At 67.2% G+C, this 18,861-nt stretch carries 16 protein-coding genes; 10 read left to right on the top strand and 6 right to left on the bottom strand.

Annotation, left to right across the window (positions count from 1 at the left end):
- Positions 1 to 133 precede the first annotated feature (133 nt).
- From AB0E63_RS35500 to AB0E63_RS35475, 6 genes are all read left to right on the top strand, one after another.
- A complete protein-coding gene (locus tag AB0E63_RS35500; RefSeq protein WP_360375881.1) occupies positions 134 to 1,753 on the top strand; it encodes an IucA/IucC family protein in 1,620 nt (539 codons plus the stop codon).
- A 17-nt stretch (positions 1,754 to 1,770) separates the two neighbouring features.
- Positions 1,771 to 2,319 carry a GNAT family N-acetyltransferase gene (locus tag AB0E63_RS35495; RefSeq protein ID WP_360375879.1) on the top strand — a complete coding sequence of 183 codons (549 nt, stop codon included), beginning with the start codon at positions 1,771 to 1,773 and terminating at the stop codon, positions 2,317 to 2,319.
- Complete coding sequence (locus tag AB0E63_RS35490; RefSeq protein WP_360375877.1) at positions 2,307 to 3,587, top strand: SidA/IucD/PvdA family monooxygenase; 1,281 nt, start codon at positions 2,307 to 2,309, stop codon at positions 3,585 to 3,587. Before AB0E63_RS35495 ends, AB0E63_RS35490 begins: the two co-directional genes overlap by 13 nt.
- Complete coding sequence (locus AB0E63_RS35485; RefSeq protein ID WP_360375875.1) at positions 3,584 to 5,305, top strand: IucA/IucC family protein; 1,722 nt, start codon at positions 3,584 to 3,586, stop codon at positions 5,303 to 5,305. The genes AB0E63_RS35490 and AB0E63_RS35485 overlap by 4 nt, the downstream gene beginning before the upstream one ends.
- 121 nt (positions 5,306 to 5,426) lie before the next feature.
- Positions 5,427 to 6,458: a hypothetical protein gene (locus tag AB0E63_RS35480; protein ID WP_360375873.1), complete on the top strand. Its 1,032-nt coding sequence runs from the start codon at positions 5,427 to 5,429 to the stop codon at positions 6,456 to 6,458.
- Positions 6,459 to 6,817: 359 nt separating this feature from the next.
- The gene (locus tag AB0E63_RS35475; protein ID WP_360375871.1) at positions 6,818 to 7,729 is read left to right on the top strand and encodes a hypothetical protein; all 912 of its coding nucleotides are present in this window, start codon (positions 6,818 to 6,820) and stop codon (positions 7,727 to 7,729) included.
- A 3-nt stretch (positions 7,730 to 7,732) separates the two neighbouring features.
- On the opposite strand, the gene AB0E63_RS35470 is transcribed toward AB0E63_RS35475, so the two are convergent.
- Together AB0E63_RS35470 and AB0E63_RS35465 are read right to left on the bottom strand one after the other, a co-directional pair.
- Positions 7,733 to 9,121: an amidase gene (locus tag AB0E63_RS35470; protein ID WP_360375869.1), complete on the bottom strand. Its 1,389-nt coding sequence runs from the start codon at positions 9,119 to 9,121 to the stop codon at positions 7,733 to 7,735.
- Between the two features lie 75 nt (positions 9,122 to 9,196).
- On the bottom strand, positions 9,197 to 9,352 hold the full coding sequence (locus AB0E63_RS35465; RefSeq protein ID WP_165553780.1) for a hypothetical protein: 156 nt from the start codon (positions 9,350 to 9,352) through the stop codon (positions 9,197 to 9,199).
- A 364-nt stretch (positions 9,353 to 9,716) separates the two neighbouring features.
- On the opposite strand from AB0E63_RS35465, the gene AB0E63_RS35460 reads away from it, so the two are divergent.
- The gene (locus AB0E63_RS35460; protein ID WP_360375867.1) at positions 9,717 to 10,682 is read left to right on the top strand and encodes a hypothetical protein; all 966 of its coding nucleotides are present in this window, start codon (positions 9,717 to 9,719) and stop codon (positions 10,680 to 10,682) included.
- A 31-nt stretch (positions 10,683 to 10,713) separates the two neighbouring features.
- Here AB0E63_RS35460 and AB0E63_RS35455 read toward each other — a convergent pair whose 3' ends face one another.
- A complete protein-coding gene (locus AB0E63_RS35455; protein WP_360375865.1) occupies positions 10,714 to 12,252 on the bottom strand; it encodes a PfkB family carbohydrate kinase in 1,539 nt (512 codons plus the stop codon).
- A 75-nt stretch (positions 12,253 to 12,327) separates the two neighbouring features.
- The gene (locus AB0E63_RS35450; protein WP_360375885.1) at positions 12,328 to 14,163 is read right to left on the bottom strand and encodes a hypothetical protein; all 1,836 of its coding nucleotides are present in this window, start codon (positions 14,161 to 14,163) and stop codon (positions 12,328 to 12,330) included.
- A gap of 65 nt (positions 14,164 to 14,228) precedes the next feature.
- On the opposite strand from AB0E63_RS35450, the gene AB0E63_RS35445 reads away from it, so the two are divergent.
- The 3 genes from AB0E63_RS35445 to AB0E63_RS35435 all read left to right on the top strand — a co-directional run bounded on the left by AB0E63_RS35445 (position 14,229) and on the right by AB0E63_RS35435 (position 15,865).
- Positions 14,229 to 14,429 carry a hypothetical protein gene (locus AB0E63_RS35445; RefSeq protein WP_360375887.1) on the top strand — a complete coding sequence of 67 codons (201 nt, stop codon included), beginning with the start codon at positions 14,229 to 14,231 and terminating at the stop codon, positions 14,427 to 14,429.
- 181 nt (positions 14,430 to 14,610) lie between these two features.
- A complete protein-coding gene (locus AB0E63_RS35440; protein WP_360375863.1) occupies positions 14,611 to 15,273 on the top strand; it encodes a class I SAM-dependent methyltransferase in 663 nt (220 codons plus the stop codon).
- A gap of 172 nt (positions 15,274 to 15,445) precedes the next feature.
- Complete coding sequence (locus AB0E63_RS35435; protein ID WP_360375861.1) at positions 15,446 to 15,865, top strand: DUF805 domain-containing protein; 420 nt, start codon at positions 15,446 to 15,448, stop codon at positions 15,863 to 15,865.
- 69 nt (positions 15,866 to 15,934) lie between these two features.
- Here the strand turns inward: AB0E63_RS35435 and AB0E63_RS35430 are convergent, their stop codons facing one another.
- A complete protein-coding gene (locus AB0E63_RS35430) occupies positions 15,935 to 17,344 on the bottom strand; it encodes a metallopeptidase TldD-related protein (protein WP_360375859.1) in 1,410 nt (469 codons plus the stop codon).
- Positions 17,341 to 18,852, bottom strand: a complete 1,512-nt coding sequence (locus tag AB0E63_RS35425; protein WP_360375857.1) for a TldD/PmbA family protein — start codon at positions 18,850 to 18,852, stop codon at positions 17,341 to 17,343. Before AB0E63_RS35425 ends, AB0E63_RS35430 begins: the two co-directional genes overlap by 4 nt.
- Positions 18,853 to 18,861 lie beyond the last annotated feature (9 nt).

The following is an 18,861-nucleotide window of genomic DNA, read 5'->3' as shown; positions in this document are numbered from 1 at the left end:
GTCGTCTCGTGAGTACTCCATTGGATTGCCGCGCCTCCGGCACGGCGCGGTCATGGGGCCTTGGCTCCCGGCCTTCCCTCGTCGCTCCGGTCGCTGCGCTCCCTCCGCTCCTCAGTCCAGGCCGGGAGGCCCCATGACCTCGACAGCGGCTGTTGCACATCTCAATGCGATCCTGCGGTGCTACACGCGGGAGACCGCTGTGCCTGTCGCGGCCGGGCCGCTCACGTTGCCGGTCGGGGGCTCGACCGTGACGGCGCGGGTGGAGCACGCTTCCCGGACCGGCCTGCACCAGTTCAGCGACGTACAGGTCGATGGCGTGTCGGCGACTCCTGAGGGTCTGGTCAGGTTGCTGTCCGCGGATGCGGATCCGGCGGAGATCGACGACCTCGCGGCGCGGACGGCAGAGTCGGTGCGCAACGTGGAGCTCTTCGTTTCGGCTGCCGATGGTGAACGCGGGCCGGGGCGCTTCCTGGAGTTGGAGCAGGCGTTGCTGCTCGGGCACCTGAATCACCCCGCGCCGAAGAGCCGGGACGGACTGAGCGGTGACGAACTGGCGGCGTACTCGCCGGAGCTCGGTGGCCGCTTCGCACTGCACTGGTTCGAAGCCGATGCCGAGCTGGTGTCGTCGGACCAGGTGGCCGGCGCTCCCTCGCTGCAGGGACTGGACGCTGTGCAGCTAATGGGCGCGCTGGCCGGTATCACTCCGTCGGCCGGGCGGGTGCTGATCCCGGCCCACCCGTGGCAGGCGGCATCCGTAATGCAGCGTCCGCGGGTGGCCTCGCTCGTCAAGGCCGGCCGAGTGAAGGCGCTCGGTCCGCAGGGTGCCGAGTGGTACCCGACGTCGAGTCTGCGGACTGTTTTCCACCCGGACCTGCCAGTGATGCTGAAGCTGTCGCTCGGACTACGCATCACCAACTCCCGGCGCGAGTCGACGCCGACCGAACTCCGCCGCGGGCTGGAGATCAATCGGCTGCTGGACGCGGCCTGCAACGCCGGTACGGCGACCGCGCACCCGCGGTTCACCATCGTCCGCGACCCCGCGTGGGTTGCTCTTGACGAAGGTGGACCAACATTGACTGGTCTTGACGTTGCTCTACGAGAGGTGCCGGCAGACGTCAACAGTTATGCATGTTTGGCCGGTCTAGTCGCGCCACGGCCCGGTGGCGTCAGCCGTCTGAGCGAGTACGCCGCGGAGGACCCGGCCGGCTGGGTGGCGACGTACATCGACCATGTGTTGATCCCGATGCTGCACCTGTACGCCGAGACCGGCATCGGACTGGAAGCACATCAGCAGAACACCCTCGTCCGGCTGGATGGGCTCGGGCGGATCAAGGGTGGTGCGTATCGCGACAACCAGGGCTACTACCTGGCTTCGTCGTACCTGCGCGGTTTGCTCGGCGTGACCGGCCTGAGCGACTCGACGCTGGCAGTTGTCGATGATCCGATTGTCGACGATCGACTGACCTACTACCTGCTGCACAACCAGGCGCTGGCCGCTGTCGGCTGCCTGGCCGTGGACGGGCTTGCGGACGAGGGCGAGCTGCTGAGCGTGGTGCGCGATCGGCTGACGCTGGCGTTGCCCTTGCTGAAGGCGGCTGGGCCGGATGGCGATCGGCTGGCCCGTCGTTGGCTCGAGGCGGAGACGTTGCCGTGCAAGGCCAACATGATGACCCGGCTGCGCGGCATCGACGAGGTCGTCGCCCCGCTGGATGCGCAGTCGGTCTACCTCGACATCCCGAACCCGCTCCGATGAGGTGTGACATCAGGCCGATGCTGCATCTGGACAACGGTTTCGACCTCCGCCCGGCCGGTGCCGAGGATGCCGCCAGAATCGCGTTGTGGATGGCACAGCCGCACATCAGGCAGTGGTGGCACCAGGACTGGTCGGTGGAGCGCTGGGCGCAGGAGATCTCCGGGCAGGCCGCGGGGGAGCATTCGGTCCCGTGCGTGGCCGCGGTCGACGCGGAAGACTTCGGGTACGTCGAGCTGTACCGAGTACGGCACGACCGATTAGCGGAGTACTACGCCAGCGACGAGCACGACTGGGGAGTGCACGTCGCCATCGGTGACCTCACCCGGGTCGGATGCGGGCTCGGGCGCCAACTGCTGCGTGCGCTCGCGGATGCGGTGCTGCGGGCCGATCCGGCCTGTCAGCGAGTCGTGGCCGAGCCGGACCTCGAGAACACGCCGTCCGTCCGTGCGTTCGTCGCGGCCGGGTTCGTCCAGCAAGGGGAGCTACAGCTGCCCGACAAGAGAGCACTACTGATGGTTCGCACCCGGACCATGCAGGAATCGGGAGGCATGACATGTACGACGTGATCGCGATCGGCTGTGGCCCGTTCAATCTCGGACTGGCCGCGCTGGCGTCCGGTGTGGACGACGTACAACTCGCTGTGCTGGACAGCCGGCCGGAGTTCACTTGGCACCGCGGGCTGATGTTCGACGACGCCATGCTGCAGGTGTCGTTCCTGGCGGACTTGGTCAGCCTGGTGGAGCCGGCGCATCCGTTGTCGTTCCTGTCGTATCTGCGGGACAACGACCGGCTGTACCAGTTCTATGTACGGGAGAAGTTCCATCCGACGCGGCGCGAGTACGAGACGTACCTGCGCTGGTGTGCGGCGCAGCTGGACTCACTGCACTTCGGCCACCACGTGCGGGACGCTATGTGGACCGGCTCTGCGTTCGAGCTCACCGTGGAGCGTGGCGACGTCGTGGAGACGTTCGAGACCCGGCATCTGGTGGTCGGAGTGGGTACTGAGCCCGCTGTGCCGGCCGCACTGGCCGGACTGCCCGAGGAGCGGTTCCTGCACTCCGCGGACTACCTGTTCCGGCGGGAGGACCTGCTACGGACCGGTCGCGTCACGGTCGTCGGGTCCGGCCAGTCCGGTGCGGAGTGTGCTCTCGACCTGCTGCGCGCCAACGCCGACGGTGGGCCTGCAGTGTCGTGGCTGACCCGGACTCCGTCGTTCACACCGCTGGACTACTCGAAGCTCGTGCTGGAGATGACGACACCGTCGTACGTCGACTACTTCCACGCACTGGACGAGGCGGCCCGCGACAAGTTGGTCAAGGAGCAGTGGCGGCACTACAAGGGCATCTCGTCGGACACCCTCGATGACATCCACGACGTGCTCTACCAGCGCGATCTGAGTGCTGCGCCCGTCGCACCGGTCGAGCTGCAGGTCGGCGTGGCCGTGGTGTCCGCGGTCGCTCGTGCAGACGGTGTCGAGCTGACGCTGCAGCACTCCGACAGCGGCAGGACGTTCCAGCACCACTGCGACGCCGTGGTGGCGGCCACCGGCTACCGCAACCGCCCGCTGCCCTTTCTGACGTCGGTGGAGGATCGGATCACGCGTGACGCCGCGGGGCGTTGGGTGATCAACCGGGACCACAGTGTTCACGCGGACGACGAGCTCGCGGGCCGGATCTTCGTGGCGAACGCGGATCTGCACAGCCATGGTGTCGCAGCTCCGGATCTGGGCATCGGGGCGATTCGCAATGCGGGCATCCTGAACAGCGTGGCTGGGCGTGAGGTGTTCCGCTTGCTCAAGTCCACGGCCTTCACGACCTTCGCCATCCCCGGATGACTCACTGGGATCGCTGTTCGGCAGAGCTGTTGGCGAAGCTGATCTCGCAGTTCTGCACGGAGAACCTGCTGCAGCCTGTCGACAATCGCCTCGATTTGGGTGAGGTGTCGTACACCTTCGGGGCGACCCGTGGTGCGTTTGGCAGCTGGCGGGTCGCAGCGGACTCGGTACGCCGTACCACGGCCGGCATCCTCGGGAACGACGAGAGTGAGGTCGCGACCGACCCAGTGCAGTTCCTCGTCGACGCGGCCGGCGTACTGGGGCTGGACGGGTCGACCGTGGCTGGGTATGTGGCGGAACTGACCAGCACGCTGGCGGCCGACGTACGCATGGCTAGTAGTGCTGTGCCGGCTTCTGAGTTGTTGGAGTTGCACCACAGCCGGTTGGAAGGGCATCTGACCGGACATCCGTTGCTGGTGGCCAACAAGGGCCGACTGGGGTTCTCTGCGGAGGACAGTCTGCGCTATGCGCCGGAGGCACGGACTCCGCTGCGTTTGGTGTGGCTCGCCGTACGGCGTGGGCTTGCGGAGTTCCGCGGTACGCCGGACTTGTCGGAGCACTCGGTGGTCGGGCGGGAACTAGGTCCATCGGTTCTGGAAGAGTTCCGCGGTCAGCTAGTCGATCCGGACTCGTATGTATGGCTTCCGTGTCACCCGTGGCAGTTGGACCACGTCGTACGAACGCAGTGGGCGCGTGAGCTGGCCACGGGGGAGATCGTCGTACTGGGGGAGGGGCCGGACGAGTACCTGCCCACGCAGTCGATCCGGACGATGGTGAACACCTCCTCACCCCTGCGATACCAGGTGAAGCTGCCCCTCAAGATCCTCAACACCTCGGTCTACCGCGGCATCCCCGAACACTGCACCCTCGCGGCTCCGATGATCACCCAGTGGCTCCGCGGCCTCTGGTACCGCGACGAGGTGTTCGCCCGCCTGGGCACGGAGTTGCTGGGCGAAGTCGCCTCCGTCACCGTCCGCCACCCACAACTCTCCACCGCCCCCGGCATCCCCTACCAATGGACGGAAACCCTCGGCTGCATCTGGCGCGACCCCGTCGACCCTCGCCTCCGGGAAGGCGAGACCGTCTGGCCCCTAGCCGCCGTCCTCCACCCCGGCCTGGTTTCGGAAATGATCGGCCGCGCCGGCGTCGACCCGCAAACCTGGATCAGCCACCTCCTAGCCACCCTCCTCCGCCCCCTACTCCACCTCATGCACCACTACGGCATCACCGTGAACCCGCACGGCGAAAACCTAGCCATCATCTGCACCCCCGAAGGCCTCCCGTCCCGCCTGGTCATCAAAGACCTGGTCGACGACATCAACATCTCCACCACCCCCATCCTTGCCCGAGGCCCCGAACCCGACTCCCACCACCGAGTCCTCCCACGCAAGCCTTGGCACATCCTCCGCCAGTACCTCGTCGACGCCCTCCTCCTAGGAGTCCTCAACCCCCTAGCCGACCTCAACCTCATCCCCGCAGAAACCTTCTGGGGCCTGGCCCGAGGCGAAGTCGACCTCTATACCACCACCCACCCCGAGTACGCCGACCGCCTGTCCGCCACCGCCCTAACCGCCGAAACCTTCGCCCGCTACCCCCTGAACGGCTACCGCCTAACCCTCGGCTACGCCGACCTGGACACCCGGCCCCCAATCCCCACCACCGGCACAATCCCGAATCCGTTGTCGAATGCACATCCCATCCGCCCCGAATGCCCTTGATAGTCGAGCCCTCCATGATCTCGGGCATCAGATCGCGTTCCCCTGGGTAGAAATCCAGAGAGGCAACACGATTCTGTGAGCTGACGCCAAGAGTGGCGCAGGCTCGCCAGGAGGGGGATCGATGCAAAGCCTGCTGCTTCTCTCGTCCGACAACCGCCGACGCTACGCCGAGGACATCCAAACCGTCCTGGCCGCACCGGAGGGCGCGGTCCTCCAGTTCCGCTATCCGCAACGATGGGTGGCTCCTCCGCTGCGAAAGGCGGTGCTGAATCACCGGGCTGACGGAGTTCCCGCTGTACTTGGCTTTCACAGCACTGTGAGAGCTGGAGAACCGTTCATCCTGCCGATCCGCTATTCGATCGTTGCGTCGGCGGAATACGTCGCGGAGTTCTTCGTCTTCAAGTTGCGCGTCGGCGGGTATGTCGATCTGCGGCGGTACGACCGGTCGCTGCCTGACGTCGTCCTCAAGAGCCGGGAATTGCTGAGCCAACTGCCGGTCACTCCCGAGGGAGCCTTCTACCCGGCGACGTCGGACTCTGCTCAGTTGCCCAGACAGGACGGCCGCGACGCCGCGAACCGTTGGATCACGGCGGCGCGACGCCTGGCACTCCATCCCAGCTTCGAGAATTCCTACTTCCTCCGTGTCGCCACCCTCGAGACCCAACGAGGCAAGGAAGTGCGATTCGACGAGACGGGTCGGCTCCGGACGGTCGACGGGTTGTCCCTCCGAGTCGTCGCGTCCATCTACGGCAAGGAGTATGCACCGGATGCGGAGTTCAAGCTCACCTGCACGACAGACGGCACCAATGTTCGAGTCGCGTCAGAGGATGTCTACCACGTCGCAGTCAAGTACGACTTGGTCGAGTTCTGGCTGCACCTGGCCGCCCAGAGCTACGACGTCTACTCGCGGGTGACGATCAGTCTGGCGAGTGAGAAGACCGAGATGACGACCATTCCGGCGCACGTTCGGTTGCCCTTGGTCGTGACACGGTCGAAGTCGCGGGTATTTCGCCGGTGGGCTGCGGCAACTGCTGGAGCAGCTCTGGTGGCGTTGCCGCCGATTCTCGGGCCTGGATCGCCACTGCAAGTCAGCGTAGTGGCCGCGTCTATAGGTGCGGGACTGTTGGCGTTGGCGGCATCTTCAGGACCCTAGAGAAGGACGTTCAGATGACCGCGGGTGCCGGACTTGGCACTGCAGGCATCCTCGCTGACAACTGCTGGTCTTCGTCCACCCAAGATGCTCATGGTCGGTCAAACGACTGCACCAATTGGCGTTACGGCAATGTGTCGACCGCGACGGTTTCATCAGGCGTCGCCGGGGAGAAACAGACTGGTAGGTGGAAATGCGAATGGTGACCGAGGGCGCGGACCAGTCGATTGTGGTCCCGGAGAGGTGAGCCGGCATGTGTACGGACAGGTGGTCATGCCTTGATGTGCTTCACCGCGAAGGGTTAGCCGACGACTCTGTGAGCTGACGGCGCGGTTTTGGCGCCGGCACCGGGGAGGGGACCGATGAACGGCCTGCTACTTCTCTCGTCAGATGACCGCCGAAGGTACGCCGAGGATATCCAGACCGCTCTGGCGCTGCCGGAAGGCGGCATCATTCAGTTTCGCTATCGCATGCGGTGGGTTGCGCCTGCGCTGCAGGATGCGGTGCGGCATCAGCAGGTTGTGGGTGCGGTCGCCGTTCTGGGGTTTGTGCGTGCGGACCGGCATGAGCCGTTCGTGCTGCCGGTGCGGTATGCGACGGTTGTGAAGGCGGACGTGGTTGCCGGCATGGTGATTTTCCAGCTGCGCGTGCGGGGCTATCCGAATCTCGAGCTATATCCGCCGTCCTTCGCGGAGATCGTCGAGATGAGCCGCGGGGTGATCGGTCAGTTGAAGAGGAGAGGGAAGTTCTACCCAGCTACCTCGAGCTTCCCGGCGATGCCGGACGAGGTTCTGGAGGATGCTCCGCGGCGTTGGCTCAGTGCTGCGCGACTACTTGCGCTTCACCCGACGTTCAAGGACTCCTACTTCCTTCGGGTCGCGCCGGTTGAGACCACACGGCGCAAGCTGGTGCTCGACGCCCAGGGCCGGATCACGACGGTGAACGACGAATCGCTGCGCATCACCACGTACGTCTTCGCCGAGAGCTACCAGCCGGATGCCGAGTTCAAGTTGACCTGCTCGACGGACGGCGCCAACCTGCGGGTTGCGTCGGACAACCTCTATCGCGTTGCGCTGAGGTACGACTCCGTCGAGTTCTGGCTGCACTCTGCCGGGCAGACCGATGACACGTCTTCACTGGTCACGATCAGCTTGGCGAGTGAGAAGAACGGTGCTCGGACGGTCGCGGCCAACGTTCGGCTGCCTGTGGTGGTGAGGCGATCGAAGTCATGGGGGCTGCGGCGGTGGGCGGCGGTTTTCAGTTCGCCGAAGTAGGACTCAGGGGCTGGGGGCGTGGCGCCACATTCGTAGGTCTTCGTCGATGGCGATGCCGAGGCTGACGAGGTCGGCTTCGCGTTCGGGGATCGCGGCCAGGGAGAGGCCCACGGGGAGGGCTCGGGGGTCTTTGCCGGCGGGGACGTTGAGGGCGGGGAAGTCGGCTATGGACCAGGGGACCGAGAGGCGGATGCGGGGGCCCTTGGGTGGGCGGGTGTGGTCGATGAGGGGTGGGGCGGCGTCGATCGTGGGGTGGGCCAGGGCGTCCAGGCGATGGGTGGTCATGATTTCGCGCCAGTCGTACGTCCACTGATCACGGAGGCGGAGGGCTTCGGCGTACCGTTCGGGGCTGATGCGTTCGCCTTTGCGGACGCGTTCGCGGACCTGGGGGGTGTAGAGGTGGCTGTGGGGGACCAGGGCGTCGTGGATCTGGTGGGCTTCGCTCTCGTTGATGGTGTCGAAGACGCCGGTGGATTTCTCCAGGACCGCCTTGGTGTTCGGTGGGCTGTCGATCTCGATCAGGTGGGCGCCGCGGGCGACGAGCAGATCGAGGGCGTCGCGGCAGACGGTGGCGATGCGGTCGTCGACCTGCTGCCAGGACATCTCGGTCGGCAGCCCGATCCGGACACCGCTGAGGTCGGTCGGGGGCTCGAGCGGGTACGGCGGAATCGGCTCGTCCCGCGTTGCCGGGTCCCGGGAATCGGGTCCGGCCAGGACGCGCATCAGGATCGAGATGTCGAGCATCCGGCGCGCCATCGGCCCGGCCACGTCGAACGAGGGGCTCAGCGGGATCACGCCGTACCGGGAGATCCGGCCGCGGGCGCTGCGGAGGGTACTGACGCCGCACGCGGCGGCCGGGATGCGGAGCGAGCCGCCGGTGTCGGTGCCGGTGGCGATCGGGACCATGCGACTCGCGAGCGCGGCCGCGGATCCGCCGGACGATCCACCGGGGGTACGGCGTACGTCCCACGGGTTGGCTGTCGGCGTCGACGCCGTACCGTAGGCGAACTCGTGGGTCGTGGTCTTGCCGAGCAACCCGGCGCCCGCGGCCGACAGGCGCTCCCAGACGGCCGCGTCCTCGGCCGGGACATAGGTGGCCAGCACCTGGCTGCCCGCCGTGGTGAGCACGCCCTTGGTCAGGAACACGTCCTTGACCGCGACGGGTACGCCGGCCAGCGCACCGACCGGCTCGCCCGTGGCGCGCGCCTGGTCGGCGCGGTCGGCGGCCTCCAGCGCGAGTTCGGGGGTGCGGGTGACGAATGCGCGAATCGTCGATTCGGACAGGTCGATCCGGCGCAGGCAATCCTCGACGAGTTCACGCGCGGAGAGTTTGCGCTGCGCCAATAACGGCAGCAACTCGGTCAGGCTGAGATCCGCGGCGGAGTCACTCACGAATGCGAGCCTACAAAAATACCCGCCCGGGGAGCCCCGGGCGGGTGTCGAGCGGGTGTTGCCGGAGCGCTGCGCTCAGCGCCCCATGGCGGTTGCGACGTTGTAGAGGCCGAAGCAGAAGACCATGACCACCCCGAAGAGCAGAATGAACAGAATCTGTTTCCAGAAGGAGATCAGGAGTACCGCACTGGCCAGCACGACGACGGTCGCGACGAATTCGTTGGGAGGCATGGCGTTTCCTCTTTCCTTCGATTCACTTCCCTTGAGTTCTTGTCTTTCGCCACTCACTGGTTAGAGTTGGGCGGCGGCTCGGCGTTATTGGTTACGCTTTCAGTGAACGCCGCGACAATCGGTTGTCAATGGAGATAATTTGGCACCTGGTTCTATGTCCGGACATGATTTTGGCAACCTCGCTCCGGGAGTGTCTGCGGTGTTTGGCGGGCGGCGGTGATACGCTGGCAGCTTTCCTGGTATCGCTTTGCGCCAATTGGCAGACCTGGCCTGCCAATTGGCGGCCGCCGGTCCAACACGCCGCCAAAACTCGTCCGGTTGGGAAGTTGCCAGGCCGCGGCAACGGTCGGCTAGCATTCCAGGTGTGGTGATCAGCGCCGCCGGCCCGGCGGCTCCCGCGGTCGTCCCGCCGCCTCCAGTCCCAGCAGTCGACGTGTCCCCAGCAGCCAGGCTTTCGCTCGATGATTGCCGAAGGCATGCACCCGGGTTCGCCGACCTGCTCGTCGACGCCGTGCACCGGCGCGGCGTCCCGCAGCGCGCGCTCAGCGTCCGTACGCTGCTGCACCTGCCGCGCCTGGCCCGCCCGAACGGCATGATCGGGCTCAAGCCGGTGATCGCGGAACTGAATCGCAACGCGGCCCGATTACGACGCGATCAGCGGGCCATCGACGACTTGATTCCGAAAGACAAGTACGAGTTGACCGATCTGCGTTTCGTCCGGCTCGGGAACCTTGAAGCGGACCGGATCTTCAGCCATCTGCATTATCTGCGCAGTGCCCGCGAGGGCTCGGTGAACTTCGCACTGGTGGACCCGGTGAACAAGCTCCCGGTGACGCTCTGCAGTGTTTCCCCGCTGGAATGGATGAAGGTCGGACGGCAGATTCAGGCGCAGTTCGGCGTACCGCTCGGTGCGGCGTGGGACGTGTCCCGGGTGTATTCGTTCGATGTCGCGCCGGTGAATGCGATCTCGTATCTGCTGTCGAAAGTCCGGCAGGTGATCCGGCGCGAGATTCCCAGCGTGCAACTGCTGACCACGGCGGTCGATCCGAATCTCGGGTTCGTCGGAGCCAGCTACCGGGCCGCCAACTGGCAGCAGTGGATGTCGATCGAGGCCCGGCCGTATCTGTATGTCGACGGCATCTACGCCAGCCCGCGCCAGCTCCGGACCCGGTACGGCGGCGCCAATCTGAGCGAACTGCGTCGAGCCAACCCGGGCGGGCGCTTCGAGCAGAGCCGGGCCAAGTTGCTCGACTCGGTGATCTACTGCTGCCGCCTGCGCGGCATCACCGAAGCCGTCCCGCTCGAGAACCAGCGCCGCCTCCGCCGCTGACCAGTTGAAGCCGCCGTCAACGGTGAAGCGATTAGTTGAAGCCGCCGTTGACGGTGAAGGGGGAGCGGGCCAGGAGGGCTTCGATGCGGAGGCGGTCCGGCATCGAGTTCGACAGCGGGAAGTCGGTGGTCGCGCACGACATGGCGGCCGCCGCCCAGACGGCCACCGCTCCGTCGAACTTCCGCTTGTTGTCGATCAGCTTCACCGCCAGCGCCGCGCAGAATGCGTCCCGGGCGGTCGCCGACTCCTTGTAGATCGACGGGATCGTCGGCACGCTGATCACGTCGTGCGCGGCCCCGGAGTACACCGTGCAGCCGCCGTTGACGAGCATGCACAGCGTCTCCACCCCGAAGGCGAGCAGGTTCCGGGCGACCGGGTCGGGGTCGAACGGAACCATGCCGGCCGACGCGAAGTGGCCGAGCTCCCACGGATGGGCGACCAGGTAGTCGATCCGGGGGAACGCGTCGCGCGAGATGCGCTCGTCGACGTACGGCTGGCCCGGCGTCACGAGCACGAGCGGCCGGTTGTCCGGGTCCCGGTGGGCCAAGGCGAGCGTCCGCTGCATCGTCTCCCGGGGCACCTCGAAGGTCATCAGCAGCGCGTCGCAGCCGGAGACCGCCTCGAACCGTTCGTCCATGTCCTCCGGCGACAGGAACACCTCGTTCTGGTTCCGCCAGTTGACCGCGATGCTGTCGCCGAGTTCCTTCTCGAACACCCCGGTGAACGGCGTACGACGTCCGCGCACGCGCTTCACGAGTGATGTGTCGACGCCCTCGTCCTCCAGGTACTGGATGATCTCCTCGCCGAAGCGATCGTCGGTAACCGCGGCGATCAGGGAGGTGTGCATCCCGAGCCGGGCGGCCGCGACGGCCTGGTTCAAACCCTTGCCGCCGGGCGACAGATCGAAGCCGTAGGCCTCACTCGACGTCTCAGGTGCAGGCGTGTTCTTGACTCGGAAGGTCGCGTCCATCACTGCACCGCCGACCACGATCACCTGACCGGCGGGCGCCGCGTTCGCGGCCGGCGCGGCGTCCATCATGACCACGGTCTTCGAGCCGACCGAGTAGATGTCGCGGCGGATGAGCTGGTTGGCCAGCTCCCGGAGGACGGCGGGCTCGGTGGTGCCGCGCAGGGCTCGGTCACTGGGAGCTTCGCCGGGTTGGTGGCCCAGAGCTTGGTGGAGGCGGTGCCAGTGGTTGAGGAGGGTTTCCCGGCGGCGTCCCAGGGACGTGCTGTACAGAGAATGGGTGATGCGGTCGTCGATGCCGGCCCGGGCGTAGGTGTCGGTGTGGAGGCCGAGGGCGAGGATTGCGTCGGCTACCAGTTGTTGGGTGCCGTGCAGGTCGTCGCGGACGCAGGTGGCGACCAGGTCGAGGGCCGCGGAGGCCGGCTCGAGATCGTGGACGCTGGCGAAGCGGCGGGTGGCGGCCAGGTCGACCAGGGGTGCGGCGATGCCGGAGCGGCTCGCGTGCAGCCGGGCGATGGTGAGGCCGTCATGGGTGCGGAGCTTCTCGAGCACGCTGGCAAGCAGCAGCACGTCCGCCGTCTGCTTGTCGCTGCGATTCGTCATCCGGCCCCCGGGTCGCGATTCTCCTCGAACCAAGTATGCGGACCCAGGGGCCACGGGGGAAACCGAGAGCGCGCGTCACCGCAGGGCGGTGATCCAGCGGGCGGCTTGTTTGGCCTGGGTGAGGCGGCGTTCGTAGGTGGCGCCGACGGTGAGGAGGATGGCGCCGGCGGCACCGAGGGTGATCCAGCGGGGGATCAGCGGGGCGACCTCGAGGAACTGCCAGATGCCGATCTTGGCGAGGACGGCGGCGCCGATGACGAAGGGGGCCTGGAGCCCGCGTTGGGTGCCGATCACGATGACGGCGAGCGCCGCGGCGACGACGAGCGTGACGCGGATCCAGTTGTCGTTGCTGTCAGCAAGCAATGTGGACGGGACCAGGCCGATCAGCAGGCCGGGGCCGAGGTAGACCCAGCTCGATTGGTTGCGCCAGGCAAGGATGCCGATGCCGAGCAGGATGATCGCGGGCGGAATGGTGAACCACTCGACCGTCGTGGCGCCGGACGCCAGAACGAAGGCGGTGTTGGCGATGATCAGCAACGCGCCGGCCACCAGCAGACCCGCGCGCCGGGCAGGATTCATGCCGTACGCAACCAAGGGGGCGGCGGCGATCGTGAGTACGACGCCGGTCGCGGTGTCGGCGTCGACGGTCGCTGCCATGATCTGGGCGAGCAGTACGGCGCAGGCGGCGGTCGAGATCAACACTCGCTCCAGCGGTTGACCGACGTACCGGCAGGCGAGGGCGATACCGGTCGCGCCGACGAGCGCGAGACTGACGGCGCCTGCCCACAAACCGATGTAATCGTCGATGGCGAACAGCACGATGGCGAACTGGGCGCCGAGCGAAGCGACCGCGGCGGCCGGGACGGCGTCGACGACCTTGCGCAGGGCCGCGAACACGGCCAGTCCGGCGACGATCGCGGCGAAGTAGCCGAGTTGCCGGATGTCGTCGGTCAGCAGGCAGAAGAGGAGGTCGACCGCGGCAACGGTGATGGTCGAGACGTGCAGAACGAGCGCCAGCCTGCCGGTACGGCGGGCTACCAGCACCTCCGTGATTCCGAGCGCGGCGACGACGCCGGTGGTCAGCCAGCGGCCGGGACCGGGCAGTTGCGGAAGGCAGGTGGCGACGGCGAACCCGGCCGCTGCCGCACAGACGGCCTCGCCGACTCCCGACTGGATCGCTGCGGGGAGTGGCCGCTTGGTGAGGATGACGAGTCCGGTCGCGGCGGCGAGACAGACGACCGCGGCCGTCGCGACCGTCTTCAGCAACTCGGCGTGCGTGGGGATCGGACCGGTGAGGTCGAAGTAGGTGCTCGAGTAGGTGGCGAGCAGACCGAGGAAGGTCCGCGTCATGCCGGCGACGAGGATGCCGCAGAAGACGACCGCCGAAGTGATGGCTCCGGTACGGCGGACGATGGGGGTGCCCTTGGCCGACAGCACCAGGGTGATGACGACCTGGGCCAGCAAGGCGGCAAGCAGTACCGGCAGGTTCGTCCGGTCGACCAGGATCAGGGGGAGCGGAAGCTGACCGGCGATCACGGTGGTGACACCGTAAGTAACCACGCGAGGTGCGAGCCGGGTCATGAACAGGTTGATCAGGGCAAGGGATCCGAAGACGATCGCGCTGTAGGTGAACCAGTCGATGGTTTCCAGTGAGCCGAGGCTCAGGGCGCGGGCGCCGTACAGGTCGACGGTGAGCAGGCCGCAGCCGAGGATGGCGAGGGCCTCGGCGGTACCGGCCAGGGAGCGTCGGCTGGCGGGGATGGAGCCCGCGAACGCCAGGGCGGCGAGGGTGCCGATGATGCCGGCCTGGATCGCGACCGGAAGGCTGTCCCAGTTGACGGCGAGGAAGGTCACGGTGGCGGCGAGGAGCAGCAGGACGCCCAGGCCCAGCAGGGTGGCCTGCGGGCTCAGCTTCCGGTGTTTGTGAGGCTTCGGTGGCTTGGGCGGCGGCGGGAGGTGGCGAGGTTCGCCAACCGATGCTGGCGCGGGAACGCCAACCGATGCTGGTGCTGGAACGCGAACCGATGGTGGTGCTGGAACGCGAACCGATGGTGGTGCTGGAATGCCCCGCGAGGGCGGTGCCGGGTACGTCGGCGGCGGCACCGGAACGGGAGCGAACTGAGGCTGTGGAAAACCTTGTGGGTAAGGCTGCGGAGCTGGCGCGGGCTCGATGGTGAGCTGCAGCGGGCTCTTACACGTCGGACAGGTGATAGCGGCGGTAGGCATCGAGTCCTCCTAGGTTCACTTCACTATCGCGACGGGGAACGGAGAACCGCGTGAGTACGTCTACTCAAATCTGTCGTAGGCTGCTGCGGTCTGCCGGTCGTCCAGATTGGCGTGACGAACACGGGGAGCAACATGAAGACTGGACACGTCGAGCTTGCGAGAGCTCAGCAGGAACGCTGGCAGACCGCGTACGCACAGCATCCGCAACTGCACGGATCGGAGCCGTCGGCCGCGGCGCGGTGGGCGGCCGAGGCATTCGGTGCCGCAGGCATCGATGATGTCCTGGAGCTCGGCGCCGGGCATGGCCGCGACGCGCTCTTCCTGGCCAGACAGGGATTCAGCGTGCACGCCACCGACTTCAGCGAGTCGGCCCTCGATCAACTTCGGCTGGAAGCGCAGCGGGAGGGCCTCGACGACCGCGTCACGGCCGCGCTGCACGATGTCCGCGATCCGTTGCCGCCGGCCGATGCCACGGTCAACGCCGTGTTCGCGAATCTCCTGCTCAACATGGCGTTCTCCCGCACCGAACTGCGCTCCCTGGTCGCGGAGATCCACCGCGTCCTCTGCCCTGGCGGGCTTTTCGTGTACGCCGTGTGGTCGGCGGAGGACCCGTGTTCGAGTCATTGGCAGCAGCTCGACAACGGTCTGTGCATGCACGACGGTTTCGTCGGCCGGTTCTTCGACGAGCAACTGGTGACCGAGCTCGCCGATCAGTGGACCTTCGACCAGGCAACGCCGTACGACGAGGGCCAACGGCGGATGTGGCGGGTCACGTTGACCAAGCCGGAAAGCTGAAGCCGGCTCTAGCATCCCGACAGCTGCCGGATTCCGAAAAGGTGAAGTTGGCTCTAGTTCCGGCGCGGGAGATTGCGGTGTGGTCACCAAAGCGAAAAGTTGCATTGACGAACCCCGACCGGTTCCGACAGGCTCTGTCCGCGTCTCACCTTCGACCATCGGAGAAACAGTAATGCAGTGGTACATCGACGTCCTCAAGAAGTACGCCGTGTTCAGTGGCCGAGCCCGGCGCAAAGAGTACTGGATGTTCGTACTCTTCAACGTGATCGTGTCCATCATCCTGAGCATCCTGGACAGGATCATCGGCACGGACTACGCCAACGGGAGCAGCGGCGTCCTCTCGACGATCTACAGCCTGGCCGTGCTGCTGCCGTCGATCGGTGTGGCCATCCGGCGGATGCACGACACGAACCGCAGTGGCTGGTGGATCCTGATCAACCTGGTCCCCTGTATCGGCTGGATCTGGTTCATCGTGCTGGCGGCCCAGGAGGGTGGGGCCGGTGACAACCAGTACGGTCCGGACCCGAAGGCGGCCGAGCGCTTCGGCCAGCCGGGTGCCGGTCCGGCCGAGCCGGGCTACCCGACCGTCTGATCGCAGACACGCAGAACGCCCCGCGAACCCACCGAGGGTTCGCGGGGCGTTCCGTTGTCCGGCAGAAGTTCAGCTGGCCTGGCTGACGCTGGACATGTTGAAGTCGGGCACGAGCAGCGGCGGCGTCGCGGTGCGGGAGAAGTCGTCGCCCCACTCCCGCGAGAACGACGGGACCGTGGCGCCGGCGGCGGTGAACCGGGCGAGCAGGTCGACCGGGCTCTCGTTGAAGCGGAAGTTGTTCACGGCACCGGTCACCTCGCCGTTCTCGACCAGGTAGACGCCGTCGCGAGTCAAGCCGGTGAGCAGCAGCGTCTGCGGATCGACCATCCGGATGTACCACAGGCAGGTGAGCAGCAGGCCGTGCTCGAGCCCGGCGACGAGGTCGTCGGTCGATCCGGTCGCGCCGTCGACCGACAGCACGTAGTTGTCGACGGCCGGGGTCGCGGCCTGCGCGCCGATCAGCGACGCCGTGTGCCGGCTGGTCATCAGGTTCTCGAGCTTGCCGCCACGGATCCAGTCCGTCGCGGTCAGCGTGAGTCCGTTGTCGAACACGCTCGACGATCCACCGGACGATCGGGCCACCGCGAACGGGAACGTCTCGAGCCCCGGCAACTGCGGGTCGGACCGCAGGTTCACCGGCTGCGACGACAGCGCGTCACCGATCCGGGTGCCGCCGCCCGCCTTCGAGAACACCGTCCGCCCCTCGAAGGCCTCCCGCCCGTCGAGGTACCAGTACAGGTACGTCATCACGTCCGCGACGGCCGCCGGTGGCAGCACGGTCGCGTGCCGGCCCGGATCGACCGAGACGGTCCGCGAAGCCCAGCCGAGGCGCCGGGTGAGCTCGCTGTCGAGTGCGAGCGCGTCGATGTCGGTGAAGTCGCGGGTGGCCGCGCCGACCCAGGCCGACTGACTCAGGTCACCGGACTTGCCGGTGGCGGTGACGTGGCCGCGGGGGAGCGCCTGGCGCAGCCGCAGTCCGGTGGACGAGCCGACGTACAGCGTGATGACCTCGTGGTCGGCGAAGCCGTACAGCCAGCGGCTCTCCTTCGTAGCCTTCTGCAACGTCTCGCCGAGCGCCGGAGCGAACGACGAGTAGACGCTGACCGACGTCTCGTCCGGCTCGGCGTCCCAGTCCGCGCCGACGCTGCCGTCGACGAGCGGGCGGGCGTCCTCGGCCGGGCTGGACCCGCGGGCGGTCGCGATCGCGGCGGACACGACCTCGCGCAGTGAATCGTCGGTGACCGACGAGCGGCCGACCACTCCGGCCGCCGTACCCTCGCCGGCTCCGACCGTGGCGATCACGGTGACGCTCGAGCCGCGCATCGCTCCGTTGGTGGTGAGCGTGTTGTTCGCCCAGCGCAGGTTGGCACTGGAGGTCTCCGCGACGATGACGACGCAGCCGTCGGCGCCCCCGGCCGCGGCGAGGGCGAGACCCCGTTCGATGGTGTCCTGCGGGGTGAGCTGAATGGCGGTCGTCACCGGCCGGCCTCCTGCGTGGTGTTGAGAATGCGGACGCTGCGGAACAGGGCGGACGGGCAGCCGTGGCTGACGGCACCGGACTGCGCGGGCTGGGCCTTGCCGCAGTTCAGCGCGCCGCCGAGGACGTACGTCTGCGGGCCGCCGACCGCCTCCATCGAGCCCCAGAAGTCCGTGGTGGTGGCCTGGTAGGCAACGTCGCGCAGTTGACCGTCGAGTTTGCCGTCGGTGATCTTGTAGAACCGCTGTCCGGTGAACTGGAAGTTGTACCGCTGCATGTCGATCGACCAGGACTTGTCGCCGACGATGTAGATCCCGTTCTTGACCCGGCTGATCAGCTCCTCGGTGGACGGGCCGTCCGCGGCGGGCTGCAACGACACGTTGGCCATCCGCTGGATGGGGATGTGACCGGACGAGTCGGCGTACGCGCAGCCGTTGGAGCGCGGCGTACCGAGCAGGTCCTCGTTCACCCGCGCCATCCGGCGGTCGACCTGGTAGCCGACCAGTACGCCGTCCTTGACCAGGTCCCACTGCTGCCCGGCGACACCCTCGTCGTCGTACCCGACGGTCGACAGGCCGTTCTCGGCCGTGCGGTCGCCGGTGACGTGCATGACCGGCGAGCCGTACTTCAGGGTGCCGAGCTTGTCCGTGGTGGCGAAGCTGGTGCCGGCGTAGTTCGCCTCGTAGCCGAGGGCGCGGTCCAGTTCGGTGGCGTGGCCGATCGACTCGTGGATCGTGAGCCAGAGGTTGGTCGGGTCGATCACCAGGTCGTACGCGCCCGGCTCGACGCCCGGCGCGGCCATCTTCTCGGCGAGCCAGCCAGGGAGCTGTGCGAGCTCCTCGTCCCAGTTCCAGCCGGTGCCGGTCATGTATTCCCAGCCGCGGCCGGCCGGCGGCGCGCACGTCGACATCGAGTCGAACCGGTCGGCCTGCACCGCGTGGGCGGTGAGGTCCGGGCCGATCCGGACCCGCTGCTGGGTGTACGACGTACCTTCGGAGTTCGCGTAGAACTTGCACTCGTGGACCGTGGCGACGCGGACGCTCACATGCGCGACGCCGTCGGCCTTCAGCAGCCGGTCGCTGTAGTCGGTCAGCAGCGCGACCTTCTCCGCCCGCGGCACGCTGAACGGGTCGATCTCGTACGACGACACCCAGCTGACGTCGTCGTACACCGGCTCGTCGGCGAGCTCGATCGGCTCGGCGTTGATCGGCCGGGACACCTGCGCCATGTTCACCGCCTGCTCGGCGACCTGGACCGCCTCGTCCTCGGTGAGCGCGACGCCGGCGGCGAAACCCCAGGTGCCGTTGTGGATGACACGCACCGCCAGGCCGAGATCCTCGTCGTCCGTGGCGCTCTCCAGCACGCTGTCGCGCAGGGCGATGGACTCGGACCGGATCCGCTCCAGCCGGAACTCCGCGTAGGTGGCGCCCAGATCGCGGGCGCGCTGCAAGGCGGCCTCGGCCAGGGCATGACGGGGCAGAGCGAGAAACGCTGCGTCGATATCAGGCACAACCCGACC

The sequence above is a fragment of the Kribbella sp. NPDC026596 genome (assembly GCF_040638415.1).
GTDB lineage: Bacteria > Actinomycetota > Actinomycetes > Propionibacteriales > Kribbellaceae > Kribbella.
Note: the sequence above shows the minus strand (reverse complement) of the source record. Positions and strands in the feature narration are given on the sequence as shown.

Coding starts and splice junctions, on each gene's coding strand:
- AB0E63_RS35500 (WP_360375881.1), top strand. CDS start 134: ATGACCTCGACAGCGGCTGTTGCACATCTCAATGCGATCCTGCGGTGC.
- AB0E63_RS35495 (WP_360375879.1), top strand. CDS start 1,771: ATGCTGCATCTGGACAACGGTTTCGACCTCCGCCCGGCCGGTGCCGAG.
- AB0E63_RS35490 (WP_360375877.1), top strand. CDS start 2,307: ATGTACGACGTGATCGCGATCGGCTGTGGCCCGTTCAATCTCGGACTG.
- AB0E63_RS35485 (WP_360375875.1), top strand. CDS start 3,584: ATGACTCACTGGGATCGCTGTTCGGCAGAGCTGTTGGCGAAGCTGATC.
- AB0E63_RS35480 (WP_360375873.1), top strand. CDS start 5,427: ATGCAAAGCCTGCTGCTTCTCTCGTCCGACAACCGCCGACGCTACGCC.
- AB0E63_RS35475 (WP_360375871.1), top strand. CDS start 6,818: ATGAACGGCCTGCTACTTCTCTCGTCAGATGACCGCCGAAGGTACGCC.
- AB0E63_RS35465 (WP_165553780.1), bottom strand. CDS start 9,352: ATGCCTCCCAACGAATTCGTCGCGACCGTCGTCGTGCTGGCCAGTGCG.
- AB0E63_RS35455 (WP_360375865.1), bottom strand. CDS start 12,252: ATGACGAATCGCAGCGACAAGCAGACGGCGGACGTGCTGCTGCTTGCC.
- AB0E63_RS35445 (WP_360375887.1), top strand. CDS start 14,229: ATGCTGGCGCGGGAACGCCAACCGATGCTGGTGCTGGAACGCGAACCG.
- AB0E63_RS35440 (WP_360375863.1), top strand. CDS start 14,611: ATGAAGACTGGACACGTCGAGCTTGCGAGAGCTCAGCAGGAACGCTGG.
- AB0E63_RS35435 (WP_360375861.1), top strand. CDS start 15,446: ATGCAGTGGTACATCGACGTCCTCAAGAAGTACGCCGTGTTCAGTGGC.